The organism is Mesorhizobium sp. M0184, assembly GCF_040322215.1.
Lineage (GTDB): Bacteria > Pseudomonadota > Alphaproteobacteria > Rhizobiales > Rhizobiaceae > Mesorhizobium.
In genome coordinates, this window is sequence record NZ_JAMYSZ010000034.1 from 24,305 (window position 1) to 41,710 (window position 17,406).

12 protein-coding genes and 5 pseudogenes are annotated in these 17,406 nt (G+C 62.5%); 12 read left to right on the forward strand and 5 right to left on the reverse strand.

Going from position 1 to position 17,406, the window contains the following annotated elements; genetic code table 11:
- Positions 1-14: 14 nt before the first annotated feature.
- From NKJ23_RS28785 to NKJ23_RS28830, 10 genes and pseudogenes are all read left to right on the forward strand, one after another.
- Positions 15-421 (forward strand): annotated as a pseudogene (locus tag NKJ23_RS28785) (DUF2958 domain-containing protein).
- A gap of 90 nt (positions 422-511) precedes the next feature.
- A complete protein-coding gene (locus tag NKJ23_RS28790) occupies positions 512-2,233 on the forward strand; it encodes a ParB/RepB/Spo0J family partition protein (RefSeq protein ID WP_352683955.1) in 1,722 nt (573 codons plus the stop codon).
- 543 nt (positions 2,234-2,776) lie between these two features.
- Positions 2,777-3,100 carry a DUF736 domain-containing protein gene (locus NKJ23_RS28795; protein ID WP_023672372.1) on the forward strand — a complete coding sequence of 108 codons (324 nt, stop codon included), beginning with the start codon at positions 2,777-2,779 and terminating at the stop codon, positions 3,098-3,100.
- A 150-nt stretch (positions 3,101-3,250) separates the two neighbouring features.
- A complete protein-coding gene (locus tag NKJ23_RS28800) occupies positions 3,251-3,520 on the forward strand; it encodes a helix-turn-helix transcriptional regulator (protein ID WP_023679653.1) in 270 nt (89 codons plus the stop codon).
- Complete coding sequence (gene lepB, locus NKJ23_RS28805; RefSeq protein WP_352683957.1) at positions 3,517-4,065, forward strand: signal peptidase I; 549 nt, start codon at positions 3,517-3,519, stop codon at positions 4,063-4,065. The genes NKJ23_RS28800 and lepB overlap by 4 nt, the downstream gene beginning before the upstream one ends.
- Entirely contained in the window at positions 4,053-4,739 is a 687-nt protein-coding gene (locus NKJ23_RS28810) for a lytic transglycosylase domain-containing protein (RefSeq protein WP_352453593.1), read from the forward strand. The genes lepB and NKJ23_RS28810 overlap by 13 nt, the downstream gene beginning before the upstream one ends.
- Before the next feature lie 185 nt (positions 4,740-4,924).
- Positions 4,925-6,895, forward strand: coding sequence for a relaxase/mobilization nuclease RlxS (gene rlxS / locus NKJ23_RS28815; RefSeq protein ID WP_352683959.1), 1,971 nt, complete (start codon positions 4,925-4,927; stop codon positions 6,893-6,895).
- A gap of 253 nt (positions 6,896-7,148) precedes the next feature.
- Positions 7,149-7,424, forward strand: a pseudogene (locus NKJ23_RS28820) (winged helix-turn-helix domain-containing protein); the annotation flags it as partial.
- Positions 7,425-7,452: 28 nt separating this feature from the next.
- Positions 7,453-8,914 (forward strand): annotated as a pseudogene (locus NKJ23_RS28825) (type II and III secretion system protein family protein).
- Positions 8,915-8,923: 9 nt separating this feature from the next.
- Positions 8,924-9,487 (forward strand): CpaD family pilus assembly lipoprotein, encoded by a 564-nt coding sequence (locus NKJ23_RS28830; RefSeq protein WP_352683961.1) that lies wholly within the window; start codon positions 8,924-8,926, stop codon positions 9,485-9,487.
- Between the two features lie 374 nt (positions 9,488-9,861).
- On the opposite strand, the pseudogene NKJ23_RS28835 reads toward NKJ23_RS28830, so the two are convergent.
- Positions 9,862-10,712: pseudogene (locus NKJ23_RS28835) on the reverse strand (tyrosine-type recombinase/integrase).
- An 883-nt stretch (positions 10,713-11,595) separates the two neighbouring features.
- The gene (locus tag NKJ23_RS28840) at positions 11,596-13,242 is read right to left on the reverse strand and encodes an MFS transporter (RefSeq protein WP_352453590.1); all 1,647 of its coding nucleotides are present in this window, start codon (positions 13,240-13,242) and stop codon (positions 11,596-11,598) included.
- Between the two features lie 442 nt (positions 13,243-13,684).
- Here NKJ23_RS28840 and NKJ23_RS28845 point away from each other — a divergent pair.
- Together NKJ23_RS28845 and NKJ23_RS28850 are read left to right on the forward strand one after the other, a co-directional pair.
- Positions 13,685-14,567: pseudogene (locus NKJ23_RS28845) on the forward strand (class I tRNA ligase family protein); the annotation flags it as partial.
- 89 nt (positions 14,568-14,656) lie between these two features.
- Positions 14,657-15,052, forward strand: a complete 396-nt coding sequence (locus NKJ23_RS28850; protein WP_352453596.1) for an FMN-binding negative transcriptional regulator — start codon at positions 14,657-14,659, stop codon at positions 15,050-15,052.
- A gap of 626 nt (positions 15,053-15,678) precedes the next feature.
- Here NKJ23_RS28850 and NKJ23_RS28855 read toward each other — a convergent pair.
- The 3 genes from NKJ23_RS28855 to NKJ23_RS28865 form a co-directional block, all read right to left on the reverse strand.
- Positions 15,679-16,113: a hypothetical protein gene (locus tag NKJ23_RS28855; RefSeq protein WP_352683963.1), complete on the reverse strand. Its 435-nt coding sequence runs from the start codon at positions 16,111-16,113 to the stop codon at positions 15,679-15,681.
- Between the two features lie 189 nt (positions 16,114-16,302).
- Complete coding sequence (locus NKJ23_RS28860) at positions 16,303-16,812, reverse strand: GNAT family N-acetyltransferase (protein ID WP_352683965.1); 510 nt, start codon at positions 16,810-16,812, stop codon at positions 16,303-16,305.
- Positions 16,813-17,097 (reverse strand): type II toxin-antitoxin system TacA family antitoxin, encoded by a 285-nt coding sequence (locus tag NKJ23_RS28865; RefSeq protein ID WP_352453587.1) that lies wholly within the window; start codon positions 17,095-17,097, stop codon positions 16,813-16,815.
- Positions 17,098-17,406 lie beyond the last annotated feature (309 nt).

Below are 17,406 nucleotides of genomic sequence, written 5' to 3' on the forward strand. Positions count from 1 at the left end.
CAAGGAGTCTTTCCATGATCCTGATCACCGATCCACTGCGCGCACGACTGCTCGCCAATGGCGCCGCCGACGCCGACATCGACCATTTTCCCGTTGTGAAACTGTTTAATCCGACAGGTGCCGCCACGTGGCTTCTGAGCGAACTCGACGCCGATGGCGACACGCTGTTCGGCCTTTGCGATCTCGGCTTCGGCTTCCCCGAACTCGGCAGCGTCAGTCTGGCCGAGCTTGCATCCGTAAAGGTCCGCTTGGCCTCGGCATAGAGCGCGACCTGCATTTCCAGGCGCGCTTTACGCTCTCCGTCTATGCCGAAGCCATCCGCATTTGCCGCCACATCACCGAGGCCGAGCGACTTCTGCGGCAGGCAGCAGACGCCCTTTCAAAGCCCCATTCCGAGCTTCCGCCCGACACGGCGGAATAGCAGCGCCGATAAGCGCAAAAACCGTCCCGCCGCGCCGGTCTTCGGCCTCTGCGGCGGGGACAACCTTAACCAAAGCGAAGGAGAGTAACCATGCAGCTTGCCCACATCCCCTTGGATCAGCTCAATATTTCCGCGCTCAACATGCGCCATGGAAAACGCGCGCCCGACATTTCCGACATCCTGCCGTCCGTGCGTGCGCGCGGCGTGCTGGTGCCTCTCCTTGTGCGGCCCAACGGCCAGCCGGAAACCTTCGAGATCGTCGCCGGCAGGCGGCGCTATTTCGCCGCCAAATCGCTTGCCGACGAGCGCGGCGAAGGCGATCCCTTGCCCTGCGCCATCATGGAGGATGGTGACGACGCCGATGCGCTGGAAGCCTCGCTGATCGAAAACCTCGCCCGCCTCGATCCTGACGAAGTATCGCAATGGGAGACGTTTTCGCGGCTCGTCAGGCAAGGCCGCACCGTTCCCGACATCGCTGCGACCTTCGGCATCACTGACCTCAAGGTCAAACGCATTCTGGCGCTTGGCGACCTCTTGCCCAAAATCCGCGAAGCCTATCGCCGCGAGGAGATCGACGCCGAGACGGTGCGCCATCTCACCATGGCGTCCAAGGCGCAGCAGAAGGACTGGCTGGCACTCTGTGCCGATCCCGATCAATACGCGCCGCGTGGCTTTCAATTGAAGCAATGGCTGTTCGGCGGCCAGTCGATTTCCACCAAGGTGGCGCTGTTTGCCATCGACGAATATCCCGGCCTGATCACCTCGGACCTGTTCGGCGAGGACAGCTATTTCGCCGATGCCGACCTGTTCTGGCAAAAGCAGAACGAAGCGATTGCCGCCAGACGCGACACCTATCTCAACGACGGCTGGAGCGAGGTGGTGCTGCTGGAGCCGGGCCAGTATTTCCACCCATGGGACTACGAGAAGACCCCGAAGAAGAGGGGCGGCAAGGTCTTCATCGCTGTCACCTATCGCGGCGAGGTCGAGTGTCACGAGGGCTGGCTGTCACACAAGCAAGCCCGCCGCGCCCGCGAGGGCGGTGAGCAAGAAGAAACAGCCGCCAAGCCGCCGCGCCCCGAACTCACCGGCCCGATGCAGAACTATGTCGATCTGCATCGCCATGCCGCCGTGCGCGCGACCATGCTCGACCATCCCGCCGTGGCGCTGCGCCTCGTGGTGGCGCACGCCGTCACCGGTTCCGGCCTGTGGCAGGTGCGCCGTGAGCCACAGCGCGCAGCCAACGAGACGGTGACTGCCAGCCTTGCCGGCTGCAAGGCTGAAGCTGCATTCGGCAAAAAACGGCGCGCAGTGTTGGCCCTGCTCGGATCACCGGATGAGGACGGCGTGGTCGCCGGCGGCAATGGCGACGCCTTTGCTACCGCCGGCGTGTTCGCGCGCCTCTTGGCGCTCTGCGACGACGATGTCATGCGCGTTCTCACCCTTGTCATGGCCGAGACGCTTGCAGCCGGCAGCACCGTCATCGAGGCGCTCGGCAACCATCTGAACGTCGATATGGGCACATGGTGGCAACCGGACGATGCCTTCTTCGACCTCTTGCGCGACAAGGAAATCGCCAATTCGATGCTGGCCGAGGTCGGCTGCAAGCTGGTCGCGGACGGCAATGTCGCCGAGAAGGTCAAGACGCAAAAGAACATCATCCGTGACTTCCTGGCGGGCGAGAATGGCCGCCAGAAGGTCGAGAGCTGGCTGCCGCGCTGGATGAAATTCCCCGCCGAAAGCTACACCAGCCGCGGCGGCTTCCGCACCGCCGATCAGTGGACACAAGTGCAGCCGCTGTTCGTGCGCGAATGAACCGATCAACCTCAGCGGCGGTTCTCTCGAGTGCCGCCGCTCAGGTCACGCGCGCCGCTCCGGGCCGCGCCGGCTGCCGATTGGGCGTCTTGTCGAGCCAGTGCCGCGCGCGAGAAATCCCGACGCCAATTCGCCCCCATTTCGGCAGCCCTGCACCGCGCCGGGCTGCTTGCTGAGGCGCCCCGCGCATGGGGCCAATTGTCCGATCCGGTTGCCGACAGAGCCCGCGCAGCCGGCGCCCTGTAATGCCGCCTGCTCGTTGTGCCGCCGATCGCGCCACCTGTCTCCATGTGTCTCAGGGACCATTCCCCTGCGGCTGGCTTGACGACCTATGGGCGGATCCGGCCCGCCCGAAACCCTCGCCAGCAGCTTTTTTCCCCGCCGCCTGCGGCGGCTTCCTCGCGCCGCTTCGCTTCAAAAAAGCTGCCCGCTCGGGTCCTCCGCTATCGCTGCGGCCGTCCCGGTTCCGGCGGTCCGGACGCGCCCATCACGGTCCGCCATCGCAGGGGAATGGTCCCCTACGAGCACCAAAGGAGACTGAAAATGACCGCGATCGGATACGTAACCAAACAGGAAAACGGCGGCTACAAGGGCCAGCTCAAGACGCTTAGCGTCCGCGCCGACATCGACATCGTGCCCAATCAGGCAAAGAGCGCCGACACCCATCCCGACTTCCGGGTGCTGACGCAAGGGGTCGAAGTAGGGGCCGGCTGGATCCGCACCGGCGAGACCTCCGGCAAGGACTATGTGAGCCTGTCGATTGCCGCACCCGAGTTCGGCCCGCGCAAGCTCTACGCCAATCTCGGCCGCGCCGCCGGCCAGGATGACGACGACACATACGCCATCATCTGGAACCCGGTCGACTGAACCGCCTGCTTCGAGCCTCGCGCCGCAACCGGCGCGGGGCTCTTTCGGGAGGGGGCGGCGAAAACTCGCCCCCCACTCTTCGCCCGTCCCCAAAACGATCTCGCTCGCCGATCCTCGCCTTCGCTTGTCCGTAACGAAACGAGGATCATCATGGACGACGAAAACGAACGCGCGGCCCGCGCGAAGAAGGGCAGTCCGTTTCTCAACACCGCGCAGGCCGCCTTCTATATCGGGCTGTCCCAGCGCACGCTGGAGAAGATGCGGCTCAAAGGCGGCGGCCCGCAATTTCGCAAGCACGGCCGCTATGTCCGCTATCACATCGACGAGCTCGACGACTGGTCGAAGGGACGCGCGCAGGAGACCAGGCCCGAGGATGCCGGGCACGATTCCGGCTCGGCCGGTGAGGGAGGCCGCTCATGAGCCGGCGTCCCACTACCCGTCTGATCGGCAGCCATCTGCGGCGCGTTCGGGCGCGCAAGACGATCGCCGTGGCCAGTATAGGCCTCAGCCTGATCGGCTTCGCCGCTTTCGACAACCCATCGCCCTGGCTGGTCTGGAACGCCTCGGCCAGTGCGCCGGTCGGCCTCTATCGCGTCGCGTCCGGATCACCGGCTCGTGGCGACCTGGTGCTCGTCCGCCCGCCAAAACCGGTCGCCGATCTCGCCGCCGAACGCTTCTATCTGCCCAGCAACGTGCCGCTGGTCAAGCGCCTTGCCGCGCTGCCTGGCGAGCATGTCTGCGCCTTCGGCGACGCCATCATCATCGGCGGCGAAATTGTCGCGCGCCGGCTGGCAACCGACACGCAGCACCGTCCGCTGCCTTGGTGGAATGCCTGCCGCAAGCTCGCCGCCGCCGAGGTTTTCCTGCTCGGCAACGATAGAAATCACTCCTTCGACAGCCGCTATTTCGGGCCGGTGCCGGCCGAAAATATTGCCGGGAGGCTCGTGCCGCTATGGACCGAGTAACCCTCCTGATGCTCGGCATGGTCGCGATAGCGCCATGCGCCTGTTCCGCCGCGACCGACGCTCAGCCGGCCGCCATCTCCCGTGGTCCGCAGCTGGCAAGATGGCAGCACTACGTAGCTGAGGCAAGCCGGCGTTTCAGCATTCCACAGCCCTGGATTTATGCCGTCATGGATGCCGAAAGCCGGGGGCAGACAAAGCTGAATGGACGGCCGATCGCCTCCCACGCCGGCGCCGTCGGCCTCATGCAGGTGATGCCCGGCACCTACGAGGAGTTGCGCGCAGAGCTTGGCCTGGGAGCCGATCCGCACGACCCTCGCGACAACATTCTGGCAGGCACTGCCTATCTGCGCGCCATGTATGACCGCTTCGGCTTTCCCGGCCTGTTTGCCGCCTATAACGCCGGGCCGGACCGCTACGAACAGCATTTGCAGCGTCGGCGACCGCTGCCCAGCGAGACGGTTTTGTATCTGGAAGAGCTCAAGGCGGCGGGGATCTCGGCCGCCGATATGGACGCGTTCACCGGCAAATCCCGTTCCGGAAAAGCGCCGGAAATCCCGTCCGGGCAGTCGCTGTTTTTCCTGCGAAACGGTGTTTCCGCGACAGATCCGAATGGCCAAATCGTGGTGCCGCTCGGATCGGAGCGAGCAAGGTCAGGCCGGCCGGATCGCAGGTGAGGGCAGGGGTACCGTGGGTCAGGCCGGGCAGGGAGGCAGGTCCGCGGAAGGCAAGATAAAGGCATCGCCTCCTCGAGGCGGCGAAGTCTTTGTCTGCACATCGTTTTCCACGGAGGCTGCCTTCAGCGTCAGGAGAGCTGCTGCCGACAAACCTCTGATATTGCTTAAGATTACTAGGAGGCTCAATGCAGGATGAAGAGTTCAAGCCGAGCCTGGGCAAAATCGGATCGCGCGGCTCGAAGGCAGGCAAGCGTTTCGCCGGCCAGATCCGCGCCGCGATCAACCGAGCCGGCGGCGGCAGCGGTCGCCGTGGCCGCTTCATCGGAAGCCGGGCGGGGCGCGGCGGGGCTGCTGCCGCCGTTCTCAGAGCGCGCGACCCCCACGCGGCGTTTCGGCAGCGGCGCGCCGTCGTCAAGGCGCGTATCGTCAAGCTGGCCGGCAAGGGTGTTGACGGGGCACGTGCACACCTTCGCTACCTCCAGCGCGACGGCGTCACCCGCGAAGGCGAGCCTGGCGAGCTCTATAGCGCCGACAGCGACCGCGTTGATGGCAAGGCCTTCATCGATCGTGCCGATGGCGACCGGCATCAGTTCCGCTTCATCGTCGCCCCTGAAGACGGCATCGAGTATGATGACTTGAAGCCGCTCACGCGGCGCCTCATGGCGCAGATGGAAGAAGACCTCGGCACTAGGCTCGACTGGGTGGCCGTCGATCATTTCAACACTGGTCATCCGCATACCCATATTATCGTCCGCGGCAAGGACGACCGCGACGAAAACCTCGTCATCGCGCGGGACTACATCTCGTCTGGAATCCGTGAACGGGCGGCGGAGCTGGTCAGCCTCGACCTTGGCCCGAGAACGGACCGCGAGATCGAGCAACGCCTGCGCCAGGAAATGGAGCGGGAACGCTTCACCAACATCGATCGGCAGCTGCTCCGCATGCGCGACCATGAGGGGCATGTCTCACCGGCCAGCCGAGACACGTTTCGCCAGACGCTGCACCAGGGCCGCCTGCGCAAGCTCGAGCGGATGGGTCTGGCTGAGGAAGTCGGCTCGGGCCGCTGGCGCCTTGATGGCGAGCTTGAAGCGACGCTGCGCCGCATCGGCGAGCGGGGCGACATCATCAAGACCATGCACCGCGAACTGACCGGCAAGGGGCTCGCCCGCAGTGCCGCCGACTATGTTGTCCATGATCGATCTGCAGAGCAGATGCAGCCTGTCGTCGGCCGCATCATTGCGCGCGGCCTGGCCGACGAAATCACTGACCGCCATTACCTCGTCGTCGACGGCGTGGACGGCAAAAGCCACTATGTTGATATCGGCAAAGGCGAGGCCACCCAACCGACGCCAGAGGGCTGCATAGTGCGGGTCACGGCGAGGGACACCGGGCCAAGGCAAGTCGACCGCACAATTGCCGAGATCGCCACGGCCCATGACGGGCGCTACAGCATCGATATCCATCTCAAGCATGACCCGTCGGCCACCGAACGCTTTGCCGAAACGCACGCGCGGCGACTGGAGGCGATCCGCCGGGCGACCGGTCGTGTCGAGCGCGAGCCGGACGGCACCTGGATCGTCGCACCGGATCATCTCGACCGTGTGTCTGACTACGAGCGTCAGCGGGCCGGGGCCGAGCCTGTCACGGTTGACAAGCTCTCATCGACGCCGCTGGAACAACAAGTCAGCTTCGACGGCGCCACCTGGCTCGATCGAGAGCTGGTTTCCGACATACCGGAGGCCTTGCACAGCTCTGGTTTCGGCCGCGATGTCCGAGAGGCGCAAGGCCGCCGACGGCAGTGGCTGATTGCGCAAGGTCTTGCTCGGGAAGAGCAGGACCGGATCGTCTATCGCGCCAACATGCTTTCGATGCTGCGCCAACGCGAGTTGAACCGCGTGGCCGGCCAGTTGTCGAACGAACTCGGTCTGCCCTATTCTGAAGCCCAGAGTGGAGATCGAATAGAAGGCACGCTCCGCCGCTCCGTCGAGCTCGCCGGCGGAAAATACGCTGTCATCGAGAAATCGCGCGAGTTCACGCTGGTGCCATGGCGGCCGGTGCTTGAGCATCATATCGGCAAGGAGGTTTCCGGCGTCGTGCGTGCAGAGGGGATTTCATGGACCATCGGCCGGCAGAGAAGCGGACCAAGCATTTCGTGACATGGCTACACAACTTCTTTTGCCCGCGTTGAAACAGGTACTCAGTCCGGACGGAGTTCGCCTGCTAATTGCCCGCGGCATTGATCTCGCGAGGGATAAATGGCTGGTCGTGCAAGACTTATCGTTCGCTCTACAAAATGCGCCGCGATGATTCATCGTGTTCCATGATTCTGAGCCAAAACCCTCCTGCGCCACCACGGCACTCTTCCCGGTGCCTGATGGTCAAGCGCGGCAGGGGTAACTGCATTGTCCCGGCCGACAGGTTTCCGTTGCGGGTCATCCGCTGAAGATCGCACGCCGCGAACTATGTATTCTAGAGCATCTGCTTATCCGTGCAGGCCGCATCGTGCCTCGTGCGCAGTTGGAAGATCACCTCTATTCGTTCAACGACGAGGTAACTGCCAACGCGCTTGAAGTCGGAATCTATCGCTTACGTGGACACCTGAGTAGGTCAGGTGCAACGCCACGGATCAAGACCGTGCGCGGCATTGGTTACATTCTTGAATCGACTGAGGCGGCATCCGCATAGTTGGTCGAAATTGAAAGAACAGACTGCCTTGAAAATCGTTCCAACTCGCCATCGTGGCGCCAAACAGCAGCCGATCCTCATCGGCGGTCCGAGACCTACGGTTTCCCCTTACTTGGGCCATCTGCTCTGCGCGCTCGTTCTATTATCTCCACTTTCTGCCGCGGCCCAAAACAACGGGGATGAAGGGGCGCCGCGTGCCGCTTCCAATAGCATCAACGCGACGCTGAACCTTTCCTCTTCGCTCGGCAAGACAGTTCATTTGTCCGCGCCAGCCGCGACCATCTTTGTTGCCGACCCGACGATCGCAGATTATCAGGCACCCTCGAACAAAACCATCTTCGTCTTTGGGAAGAAATCCGGGCAGACCAGTCTGTTCGCCCTAAACGACAACGGGGAGGCTCTCGCCCAGTTGCGTATTGTCGTCACACAACCGATCGGGGACCTGCGCGCCATGTTGAGGGACCAGGTCGGCGACTATCCGATCCACGTCAGTTACACGCCGCGCGGCGCAATCCTTAGCGGTACAGCGCCCGATGCCGAGGTCGTCGACATCGCGAAAAGAGTCACTGAGCAATTTCTCGGTGACGGTGCGCAGGTCGTCAATAACATCAAGGTCGCTGGGTCCTTGCAGGTTAATCTGAATGTGCGCGTTGCGGAGGTATCCCGTAGCGCCATGAAGGAACTCGGTATTAACCTGTCTGCCTTCGGTCAAATCGGCAATTTCAAAGTGGGTTTGTTAAGCGGCAGCAGAGGTGCCCGCTGGTGCGGCCAATGGTGGCGGTACAGCAGAAGTTGGATTCAACAATGATAATATCAGCGTCGGCGCGGTTCTCGACGCGCTCGCCAAGGAGCACATCGCTTCCGTTTTGGCTGAGCCGAATCTCACTGCCATGTCCGGTGAAACCGCCAGCTTCCTCGCCGGCGGCGAATTCCCCATTCCTGTCCCACAGGAAAATGGGCGGGTCTCGATTGAATTCCGTCACTTCGGCGTCGCCCTGGAGTTCGTACCCACCGTTCTCAACAACAACCAAATCAATATTCGCGTAAAGCCGGAAGTCAGTGAACTCACGTCGCAAGGTGCCGTTCAAATCAACGGTATCTCCGTGCCGGCAATTTCCACGCGCCGTGCCGACACAGTCGTCGAACTCGCCAGCGGGCAGAGCTTTGCAATCGGTGGGCTCATCAGGCGTAACGTCAGCAACAATATCAGTGCTTTTCCTGGGCTCGGCGAGGTGCCGATCCTTGGCGCCCTGTTCCGTTCGTCCTCATTTCAAAAGGAGGAGTCGGAATTGGTTATTCTGGTTACGCCTTACATCGTAAGACCAGGATCGACCCCCAACCAGATGAGCGCCCCCACGGCCCGGATGGGGCAGCCTTTGGACGGGGGGGCCACCCCGACGAATTCGTTGGGAAGTCCGCCGCGATACCACGCCAATCCCCGCACCGGCGCGCCAGCCGCCAAGGGCGGTCTCGGCTTTATCATTGAATAGGGGGGCCGAATGACGTTGCGGATCATAGGTCTCCTGATCGCTCTGACGGCAAGTGTAAGTGGCTGCACAAGCACCGCACCGAGTGTCGAGCCATTGACACCGATCCTTGTCCGGCAGGAGACCACCGTCCTAACGTTAGAGAGCCTTCGCGCTTCCGAACGGCAACGTTTGCGTGTGTTCCTTGAGAGAGCCAGTCGCGGTCGGCGGGATGCGCTCCATCTCCTTATCAGCGGGTCGCCCCGTCTCAGCGCAGAGACGGTCCATCAGGCTAAGGAGATGGGCATCGACGCTTACAAGATCCACTTATTCGACCAACAGGACGGCCGCGCAGCGCGAATAGAGGCGATTGTCTTCCATGCCCATCCTCCTGTCTGTCCGTCGCTTTCCAGTCCTTTACTCAACGAAAAGTCCTTCGACCAAACGCTTGGCTGTTCGACACGCCATAACTTGGCGGTGATGGTCAACGATCCGCACGATTTGCTCGACAATAGGGCTGTCAAGCCAAGCAATGGTGATCGTGCGGCCATACCAGCTGCCACATACAGGACATTCGCGACGGGCAAAGATGGCTGATGTCAGGTCCTTTCGTTTTCGTGGATCACGGCACCTACTCCAGCACGCAACATTGCGGATCCATCGGATTTGGCGCACGATCGTCGCCTTGTCGAGGTCATTCACCTTCGGCGACCCAGATGGGTAACAGGCTGCCCTCACCACACTACGGCGCTTTTGAGTGGGCGCTGCGCTCGCGACTTTCTTGGTGGGGCAGCGGTCACTCTCACGCTGACGGTGTGAACGGAGTTGGCCGGGGATGTCCCGGTCATTGTTGAAAATCTGAAGGGAGCGGCGTTTGCCCGCTTCGAGCCTGTAGGCTCGGGGTTCGATTCCACTGAGGAGGGCAACACCATGAACATAAATAACACATTTAAGCACTTGGGCGGGACCGATCAGCCGGGCGGCACGACTTCGATGTTCAGTCGGTCGAGCGGGCTTGTCGTGCGCCGGATGAGGCCGTTCGAGACCTTGGTATAGCGCGCCGTCGAGGACAAATTGTTGTGGCCGAGCAGCACCTGAATAATGCGAATGTCGGTGCCGTTCTCCAGCAAATGCGTTGCGAAGCTGTGCCTGAGCGTGTGGACCGTCACACGCTTATCTATGCCGGCGGCCGCACGCGCCGAGCGGCAGGCCGAGTACAGCACCTGCACGTCAATGGGGCGAATTGCATCCCGGCCCGGAAACAGCCAGCCCTGCGGCTTCGCCAGCCGCCAGTAGACCCGCAGGATGCGCAGAAGCTGCGCCGACAGCATCACCGTGCGGTCCTTGCTGCCCTTGCCGTGCTCGACCCGGATCACGCCGCGTCCGCTGTCGATGTCGCCGACCTTCAGTCCGACAGTCTCCGAAGCGCGAAGGCCCGCGGCATAGGCCGTCGTCAGGGCGGTGCGCGTCTTCAGGCTCGGCGAGAAAGCGGACAACGTCGTAGCGCTGAGAACCACCGGCAGCGTGCGTGGCGCGCGGGCATAGGCGATCCGTTCAGGGATCTCGGCATGACGCAACGTCACGCCGTAAAAGAACCGCAGCGCGCACACCGTCTGGTTCAGCGCTGGCCACGAGATTCCGGTAGAGACCAGATGCACCTGGAAGGCGCGAACGTCCTCCAGGCCGAGCCGGTCCAGCGAGCGGTCGAATATCGCGAAAACTTGGCCACCGCGTGCACGTAGGATCGCTGGGTGGCCGGCGACAGATTGCGGATCGTCATGTCCTCGATCATGCGTCGGCGAAGAGGGCTCAACTCGGCCATCTCAAACTCCTGTTCTCAAGATTGCGCTTCAACAGCCGCAATCCTTCAAAACAGAAGCGTCATCCGCAAACCCACGCACCAAATGACGCGTCAGCGGCTTCGTTCAATCCCTTTATGGGTCCGGATCCTAGCAGGTTGTGACCATTGCTGTGGCAATGCAGCAGTCCTGGATGGCTGCATCAAATAAGTTCCAAGATGCCCCGGGCGCGCTTCCACCGGACCACCTGGACGCTGCAGTTAAATGCACAAATCCACGCGCGTGCTGAAGCATCGTGAAAAATTCATGGATTATGACCCGATCCAATTTCGGTCGATCAATCAGCGCCCTTCGCCGGGGCTGTCGGTCCGCATCGCGCCTGACAGCGGCGCTATGCTGGCGCTCCCATGGCCGCCCTGTTGAACCGCTTTCTCCAGCACCGAACTGAATTGGTCCCGCTGGCGGACATTTCGATGCTTCCGCCTTGTAGGCCTTCTTTGTTGCGGCCGCCTCTGCGGCACGGCTGCGCCGACGTGAACGTGCTTGGCGGCACGTTTTGTCAGGGAGGGGAAAGAGGCGCGCGGCCCTCTCCCAGCAAGCCGCCGCTGGCGGATTCCTCCGTCTGCCCGCTGCGCTCCCTGCAGACCGGGGAGACCCTTCCGCCCCCCTTGCTCCCGCTGCTCGCCGCGATGCAGGGGGACAGGCGACCTGAACCCGTGCCCAAGCCGATCTGATGGCCGCAGAGGCGGTGGGGCTGGACATGGGCCCGTGGTGGACATACGTGCCACACAAATCCTCATGCTCGCCTAACCGGCTGCAACGTATGGCAATCCGGGCAGACCCGACGAAAGAAGGAGTAGGTCTCGGCCATTCCCGTGTCCGAACCCAGAAAAGTTACTGGTTTCCTTACGGGCGCGATACAAAGGGCACAGGCTGGACTTGGCTGCCGGGGGCGGGGCTTGTCGACCGCTCAATCGAAAGTGAGAGACGAGGAGGAGAATCACCGACCTGCAGAGCGGCAAGGCGCTCGCCTACTTCCCTGTCAGTCACCGTTAGCCGATGGTTTAGACGAAGATAGTCCGTCCATGTCGGCGTGCGGAATGTCTCGGTCCAAAGAGTCGAGTTCTGAAGATCGCGCTGGAGGGTCCAGTCCCGCGCACCGGCACGGCTCTGAACGCGCCGCCTTTCGCGCATGCAGCTCAGAAATTCCTCGATATTCTCCTCGGGTATCGAGTACTCCACCTTGATCACGATCGGGCCGCTCCTGGGCTTCAAATCGAGGGCCAGTTCTGGTGGCCTGAAGTCGAAGGCCCCTTGATCCGATTCCTCCCATAGGCGGACCGGCAATAGCTTTCCCACAGCTGCAACCAGCAACAGCGCCGCTGCAGCACCTTCCAAAGCCCACGTCAGGGAATAGTTCTGCGCGACAGCACCCCAGATCCAGCTGCCCGCTGCCATGCCGCCGTAGGTCAGGGCGTAATAGATCGACAGGGTGCGACCAACGACCCACCTTGGGCTTGCCAACTGCACACACACGTCGGTTCCGGTCCAGGTGACAACCCAACCTGCGCCAGCGATTGCAAGCGCGATCGCTGCTACAGCCACCGATGATGTGAGAGCCAGTAAAAGGCAACACGTTGCGCAAGCAACGGACGCGAACGTGATCAATCGATTTTGGGACGTGATGCGTCGCAAGTAGCTATTGCCAATGCCCGCGATGAAGGCGCCTGTGCCGAAGCCGGCCAACAGGACGCCGTAAACAATTGGCCCCCCCGCCAGTTGGTCGCGAACCAGGAGGGGGAGCAGAGCAAGGATCGAGATGCTTGACAGCCCGAACAGGGTTGCACGCACGATCGCCACTCTGATCTCCGAGGAGATTGCCGTGAAGCGCATGCCATCATGAATGGCCGTCGTCATCCGCTCGCGCGGAAGAGGCGAAGAGCGAACTTGCCACTTGGAGCGCAGTACAGCGCTCAACGGGACCAGGTCGGTCAGCGCAGCGAAGGCGAAAGCCGTAAGGGGGCCCAGCAAAGCCAAAATTACACCGCCAAGCGCCGGTCCTATGCTTCGAACCACGTTGTAGCCCACCGACATCAGCGTCACTGCAGCGGGTATGTCGCGCTTTTCCAGGATGTCGCCGACCGAGGCGTGCCAGGCTGGATCATTCAAGGCAAAGCCGCATCCCGCCAAGAAACTCAGTCCCAAGATCAGCCATGGACTGACAAAGCCCAGTCCAACAGAGAGAGCCAGCGCCGTGGATGCCAGTGCGATCAGGCAATGTCCGGCAAGCATCACGCCGCGGCGGCTGAAGCTGTCTGCAATCGCTCCAGCAAGGATCGACAAGAAGAAGGCGGGCAGTGTCGATGCAGCCTGCACGAGCGCAACCATCAGATCGGAGGCTGAAATCGTTGCCATAAGCCAGCTTATAGCCACGCTCTGCACCAGCCAGCCAAGGCTGGATATCTGCGTGGCTGTCCAGATCGAACGAAAGACCGGATTCTGAAGAGGGATCAGTGTGTTTGCCGCAAAGGGCGGGGAATCTTGACGCTGCATGACTTCTCACCTCCACCACGTAGTTCTTTCGCTCACTCACTTGCTGACAGCGGTGCGCTTACGCACAGCTGCGTCACAACCAAGTTCCGATATCGCGCTCGCAACAAAGTAGATGTCGCATCCACGGTGCTGATGCGCGATGAGTGTGCCAGTTGGGCGTCAGCTGGTCTGGGTCGCGCAGCCCGATGGGGTGCGGTCTGCCCTGCGACTCTTGGCCTTGGACGGTGCTACCGCCCCGATGGCCGGGTTGTCAAACTGCCACGGTGCTAGCAGCGCCCATCCCATCCTGACAGGCATGAGCGTACGACGCAGCGCATCGCTGGTATCGGAGGCGGGTGCAAGATCAAGGGTGGCATCGTCTTGACAAGTACGAGCTGGTGGACGCCTTCGCCCGACCTATCACATCGGCGATTTATGGGGCCGCCGTTCAACTCGTTGGTCTATGCACAAAAAACATAATACGCTTCAAAAGACGTTTCGTGTCGGCGCAGGCGCCGAGGAGGGCGCGGAAGCCTTCACCATCGTCATCCCGCCACCGAACGTCACTGGCTCGCTGCACATGGGCCATGCGCTCAACAACACGCTGCAGGACATTCTGGTGCGCTTCGAGCGCATGCGCGGCAAGAACGTTCTGTGGCAGCCCGGCATGGATCACGCCGGCATCGCCACGCAGATGGTGGTCGAGCGCCAGCTTATGGAGAAGCAGATCCACCGCCGTGACCTGACGCGCGACGAGTTCATTGAGAAAGTCTGGGAGTGGAAAGCCGAATCCGGCGGCGCGATCTTCAACCAGTTGAAGCGGCTGGGGCCTCGGCCGACTGGAGCCGAGAACGTTTCACCATGGACGAGGGCCTGTCCAGGGCGGTGCTCGAAGTGTTCGTCACGCTCTACAAGGAAAGGCCTGATCTACAAGGACAAGCGCTTGTCAACTGGGACCCGAAGCTCTTGACCGCGAGTCCGACCTTGAGGTCGAACAGCAGGAGGTCAACGGCAATCTCTGGCATTTCCGCTACCCCGTCGAGGGCGAGGTTTTGGATCCGGAAAATCCTAAAACCTTCATCACCGTGGCGACGACCCGCCCGGAGACGATGCTGGGCGATATGGCGGTCGGCGGTGCATCCCGACGACGAGCGTTTCCGGCATCTTGTCGGCAAGAACCTCATCCTCTGCCGATCGTCGGCCGCAGGATCGCGGTGGTGGCGGACGAGTATTCTGATCCGGAGAAAGGCAGCCGCGCGGTCAAGATCACGCCGGCGCACGACTTCAACGAATTTGAGGTCGGCAGGCGCCATAAGTTGCCGGCGATCAATATTCTCACCATAGAGGGGCGGTCACCCTCACGGACAATGACGACTGTCTCGCCGGGCTGGAGGTGGCGCCGTAGCGCCATGCGGTCCGGGACGAGCTCGACGGTCTGACGCTTACATCTCGCCGAACTGGTCCAAGCAAGCATGAATTCCATAACCAGGCGCCGACGTGGAACTATCTCGTCGTCCACGCCCACGGACGCATCACTGTCCGGGATGATGAGCGCTATGTGCGCCGTAACGTGGCGAAGCTCACTCACATGCATGAAGCCTCGCAGCCTGCCCCGTGGAAGATGGGCGACGCGCCGAAGGACTTCATTGACACGATGGTGAAGGCGATCGTCGCCCTGGAAATCGAGATCACCAGCCTGGTTGGTAAATCAAAACTCAGCCAGAACAAAGAGGTGCGCGACATTCAGAACGCTGGTGAAATGCTGAATGCCCGAGGCGTCAATGGGATGGGAGAAGCGATGCTCGCGGTTGCGGCGGCCAAATCCCAATAGCAACTATCTTGTCCCGACAAGCCGCTGGTGCTGGATTTCCAACGGGTGACCTTGAGAGACAAATGCTTCGGCTCGCCGGAAACGCGACCAGCATCTGACCACCCGCTATGCGGCAGATGGACAAGAACTCAGGCCGCCATCGCCAGCCACATCCGCAATGCCGCCGGATCGATGGAAGCTGCTTACCCCGCCAGTCTCTCCGGTCATGCCGCCTGCGTCGTTAATACCTTGAACAGCAGCCTGGCGGTTAAACCGCCTTGCGTGTTCGGTATGGCGGCACAGCGGTTTGGAGATCGGCGAACGCCACGCCCCACGGTAGCGATGCCTCGCATGACCAAGCAGCGGCATGTGCGGCAGGCTTGCACCCGCTTCAGATGCGAGACGGGTCAAGACAATCATCCTGCACAACGCCACGCGGCGGTGAGCCGGTTTCGAAAAGGGCCGGCCCCGGCCGTTCATACAAGTGGAGTTGGGGGCGCGGGGCCGGATCAAGTCTATCGCGTTGGACCCGCCGGGACCGCGCGTACATCATCCCGGCAACGCCAGGCGCTCGCCTCGCGTCATGCGGGCTTCGGCTTGGCGCGCCGAATGTCTGGACCGGCATCGCGGAGCAATGGCGCACCAGTCTACGACATGGTGCGTAGTCGCCATGCTGCCCCTGGCCAGATCGTAGATGACCTCGGCTTGTTCGCCATGGCGAGCCGAAGCACGTTGACGGCCGTGCCGGGTGATGCGCCGTCCCAGACTATCATCCCAAAATCGGCGCGCGCCATCTCCCGGTCTTTGGCGGCGTAGATCCAGTATCCTCTAGCACCTTCAGGAGACGGGACCCGGTAGGCAGCCCAGTCGCCCAGACCATTGCGGGGTTCCTTGGCCGCATGGAAGACCCCGACATGTTTGTAGCCGTAGCCCGCGAGCAGGCCCTGCGCCTCGGCATCGGCTCCAGACGCGTCGCCAATCAGCACGCCGTGCACGGCAACAACGATTGGGCGGATCCGAGCGATGGCAGGTTCCGTCAGCTCAAATATCTCGCGTGAACCCCCTATGAATATCATCGACATCATGACTTTCCCTTCTCTCCAGGGCTCCCTCGCTCTGACCGCCGTCTCCCTCTGGCCCTGCGTGAGGGGTCACCCGAACGCCGAGACGGCGAAGCCGGCTCGGGGAGCGGCGGGACGCCGCAACTAGAGCCCGTCGGCGGCAGGCCGGCGCGCAGACCTGCCGCTTCCGGAGGCGCTACGCGCGCGGAGCTAGTGGCCTTTGTCGGCCAGCCAGAGGCTCACGTCCTGGATCGAGCGCATGAGCACCGACGGATTGTCCCGCGCGGGAATGAAGCCCCAGCTCTGCCAGTAGCGCTCTGCCTCGGCGTCGATCGCCCGCACCACCACCGCGCGGCCGCCGACGATGTCGGCGCCGGCGACGCAGCGATACAGCGCGTCCTTGACCAAGCCGCTACCGACGCCTTGTCCGGCATAGCGGTGGTCGACGGCGAGTTGTCCGATCAGCAGGCAGGGGATCGGATCGGGCGGGCGTCCGGTGCGGATGGCGCGCGGTGCGCTATTTGGCTGGATCACGCCCGGCGCGAGGCCGTAATACCCGACGACTGTTCCCTCGTCGTGAACGACCAGGACGCGGGTAACCCCGCGGGCCTGGTTCGTTCGCGCGAAGCCGGCCAGCCAAGCATTGAGCGCCGGCTTGCCGCAATCGAAGCTGTCGAGGCGGTGTGCGTGGTCGAGGAGTTCGATGCCTGAAAGCGCCACCTAGCGGTCCCAGGGCGGGGACCGACGCAGCCGCTCGGCCGCCTTCGCCGGGGGCGCAGCGGCCGGGGCTGAGATCGCCTGCATGAAGGCGTCATAGGCTTCCGGGGACACGCGGATGACGGTTTCGTTGAGGATGGCCGCCTGCGCCTCGTGCAGCGCGGCGCGCCGCATGAACTCCGTGCGCGACAGGCCGAGCAGCTCCGCGCCGCGGTCGATGATGGTGAGATCATCGTCGCGAAACCGCATCGAGACGGGTGCTTCCTTCCTGGTGGGTGTGGTGGCCATGGCGCGCTCCTGTGCTGCGGACGTATATACGTTAGTGTAACGCGGAACGCAATACTACGTTCCCTGGCGACGTCTCGTGGCGGATGGTCTCAGGATTTCTCGCCGCATCGGTTCTTCTCGGCTTCTCGCCCCAGTCGCCATTGCCGCAACCCAGAGCAAGGTGGCTTTGGTCAGCTCCGGCGGATCAATTACGGCTTAGAAAGCGCATTTGTTTTTGGCGGCCGGATGAGCGGGTCCAGAAGCGAAGTCGCTGCCATGACTGTCGCCGGACGAGCCCGGCTATCCCGAAGCTGATGAACATCTGACGCG

Bases quoted from the DNA above. Each gene is read 5' to 3' on its own strand.
- NKJ23_RS28790 (WP_352683955.1), top strand. From the start codon at position 512: ATGCAGCTTGCCCACATCCCCTTGGATCAGCTCAATATTTCCGCGCTC.
- NKJ23_RS28795 (WP_023672372.1), top strand. From the start codon at position 2,777: ATGACCGCGATCGGATACGTAACCAAACAGGAAAACGGCGGCTACAAG.
- NKJ23_RS28800 (WP_023679653.1), top strand. From the start codon at position 3,251: ATGGACGACGAAAACGAACGCGCGGCCCGCGCGAAGAAGGGCAGTCCG.
- lepB (WP_352683957.1), top strand. From the start codon at position 3,517: ATGAGCCGGCGTCCCACTACCCGTCTGATCGGCAGCCATCTGCGGCGC.
- NKJ23_RS28810 (WP_352453593.1), top strand. From the start codon at position 4,053: ATGGACCGAGTAACCCTCCTGATGCTCGGCATGGTCGCGATAGCGCCA.
- rlxS (WP_352683959.1), top strand. From the start codon at position 4,925: ATGCAGGATGAAGAGTTCAAGCCGAGCCTGGGCAAAATCGGATCGCGC.
- NKJ23_RS28830 (WP_352683961.1), top strand. From the start codon at position 8,924: ATGACGTTGCGGATCATAGGTCTCCTGATCGCTCTGACGGCAAGTGTA.
- NKJ23_RS28840 (WP_352453590.1), bottom strand. From the start codon at position 13,242: ATGCAGCGTCAAGATTCCCCGCCCTTTGCGGCAAACACACTGATCCCT.
- NKJ23_RS28855 (WP_352683963.1), bottom strand. From the start codon at position 16,113: ATGTCGATGATATTCATAGGGGGTTCACGCGAGATATTTGAGCTGACG.
- NKJ23_RS28865 (WP_352453587.1), bottom strand. From the start codon at position 17,097: ATGGCCACCACACCCACCAGGAAGGAAGCACCCGTCTCGATGCGGTTT.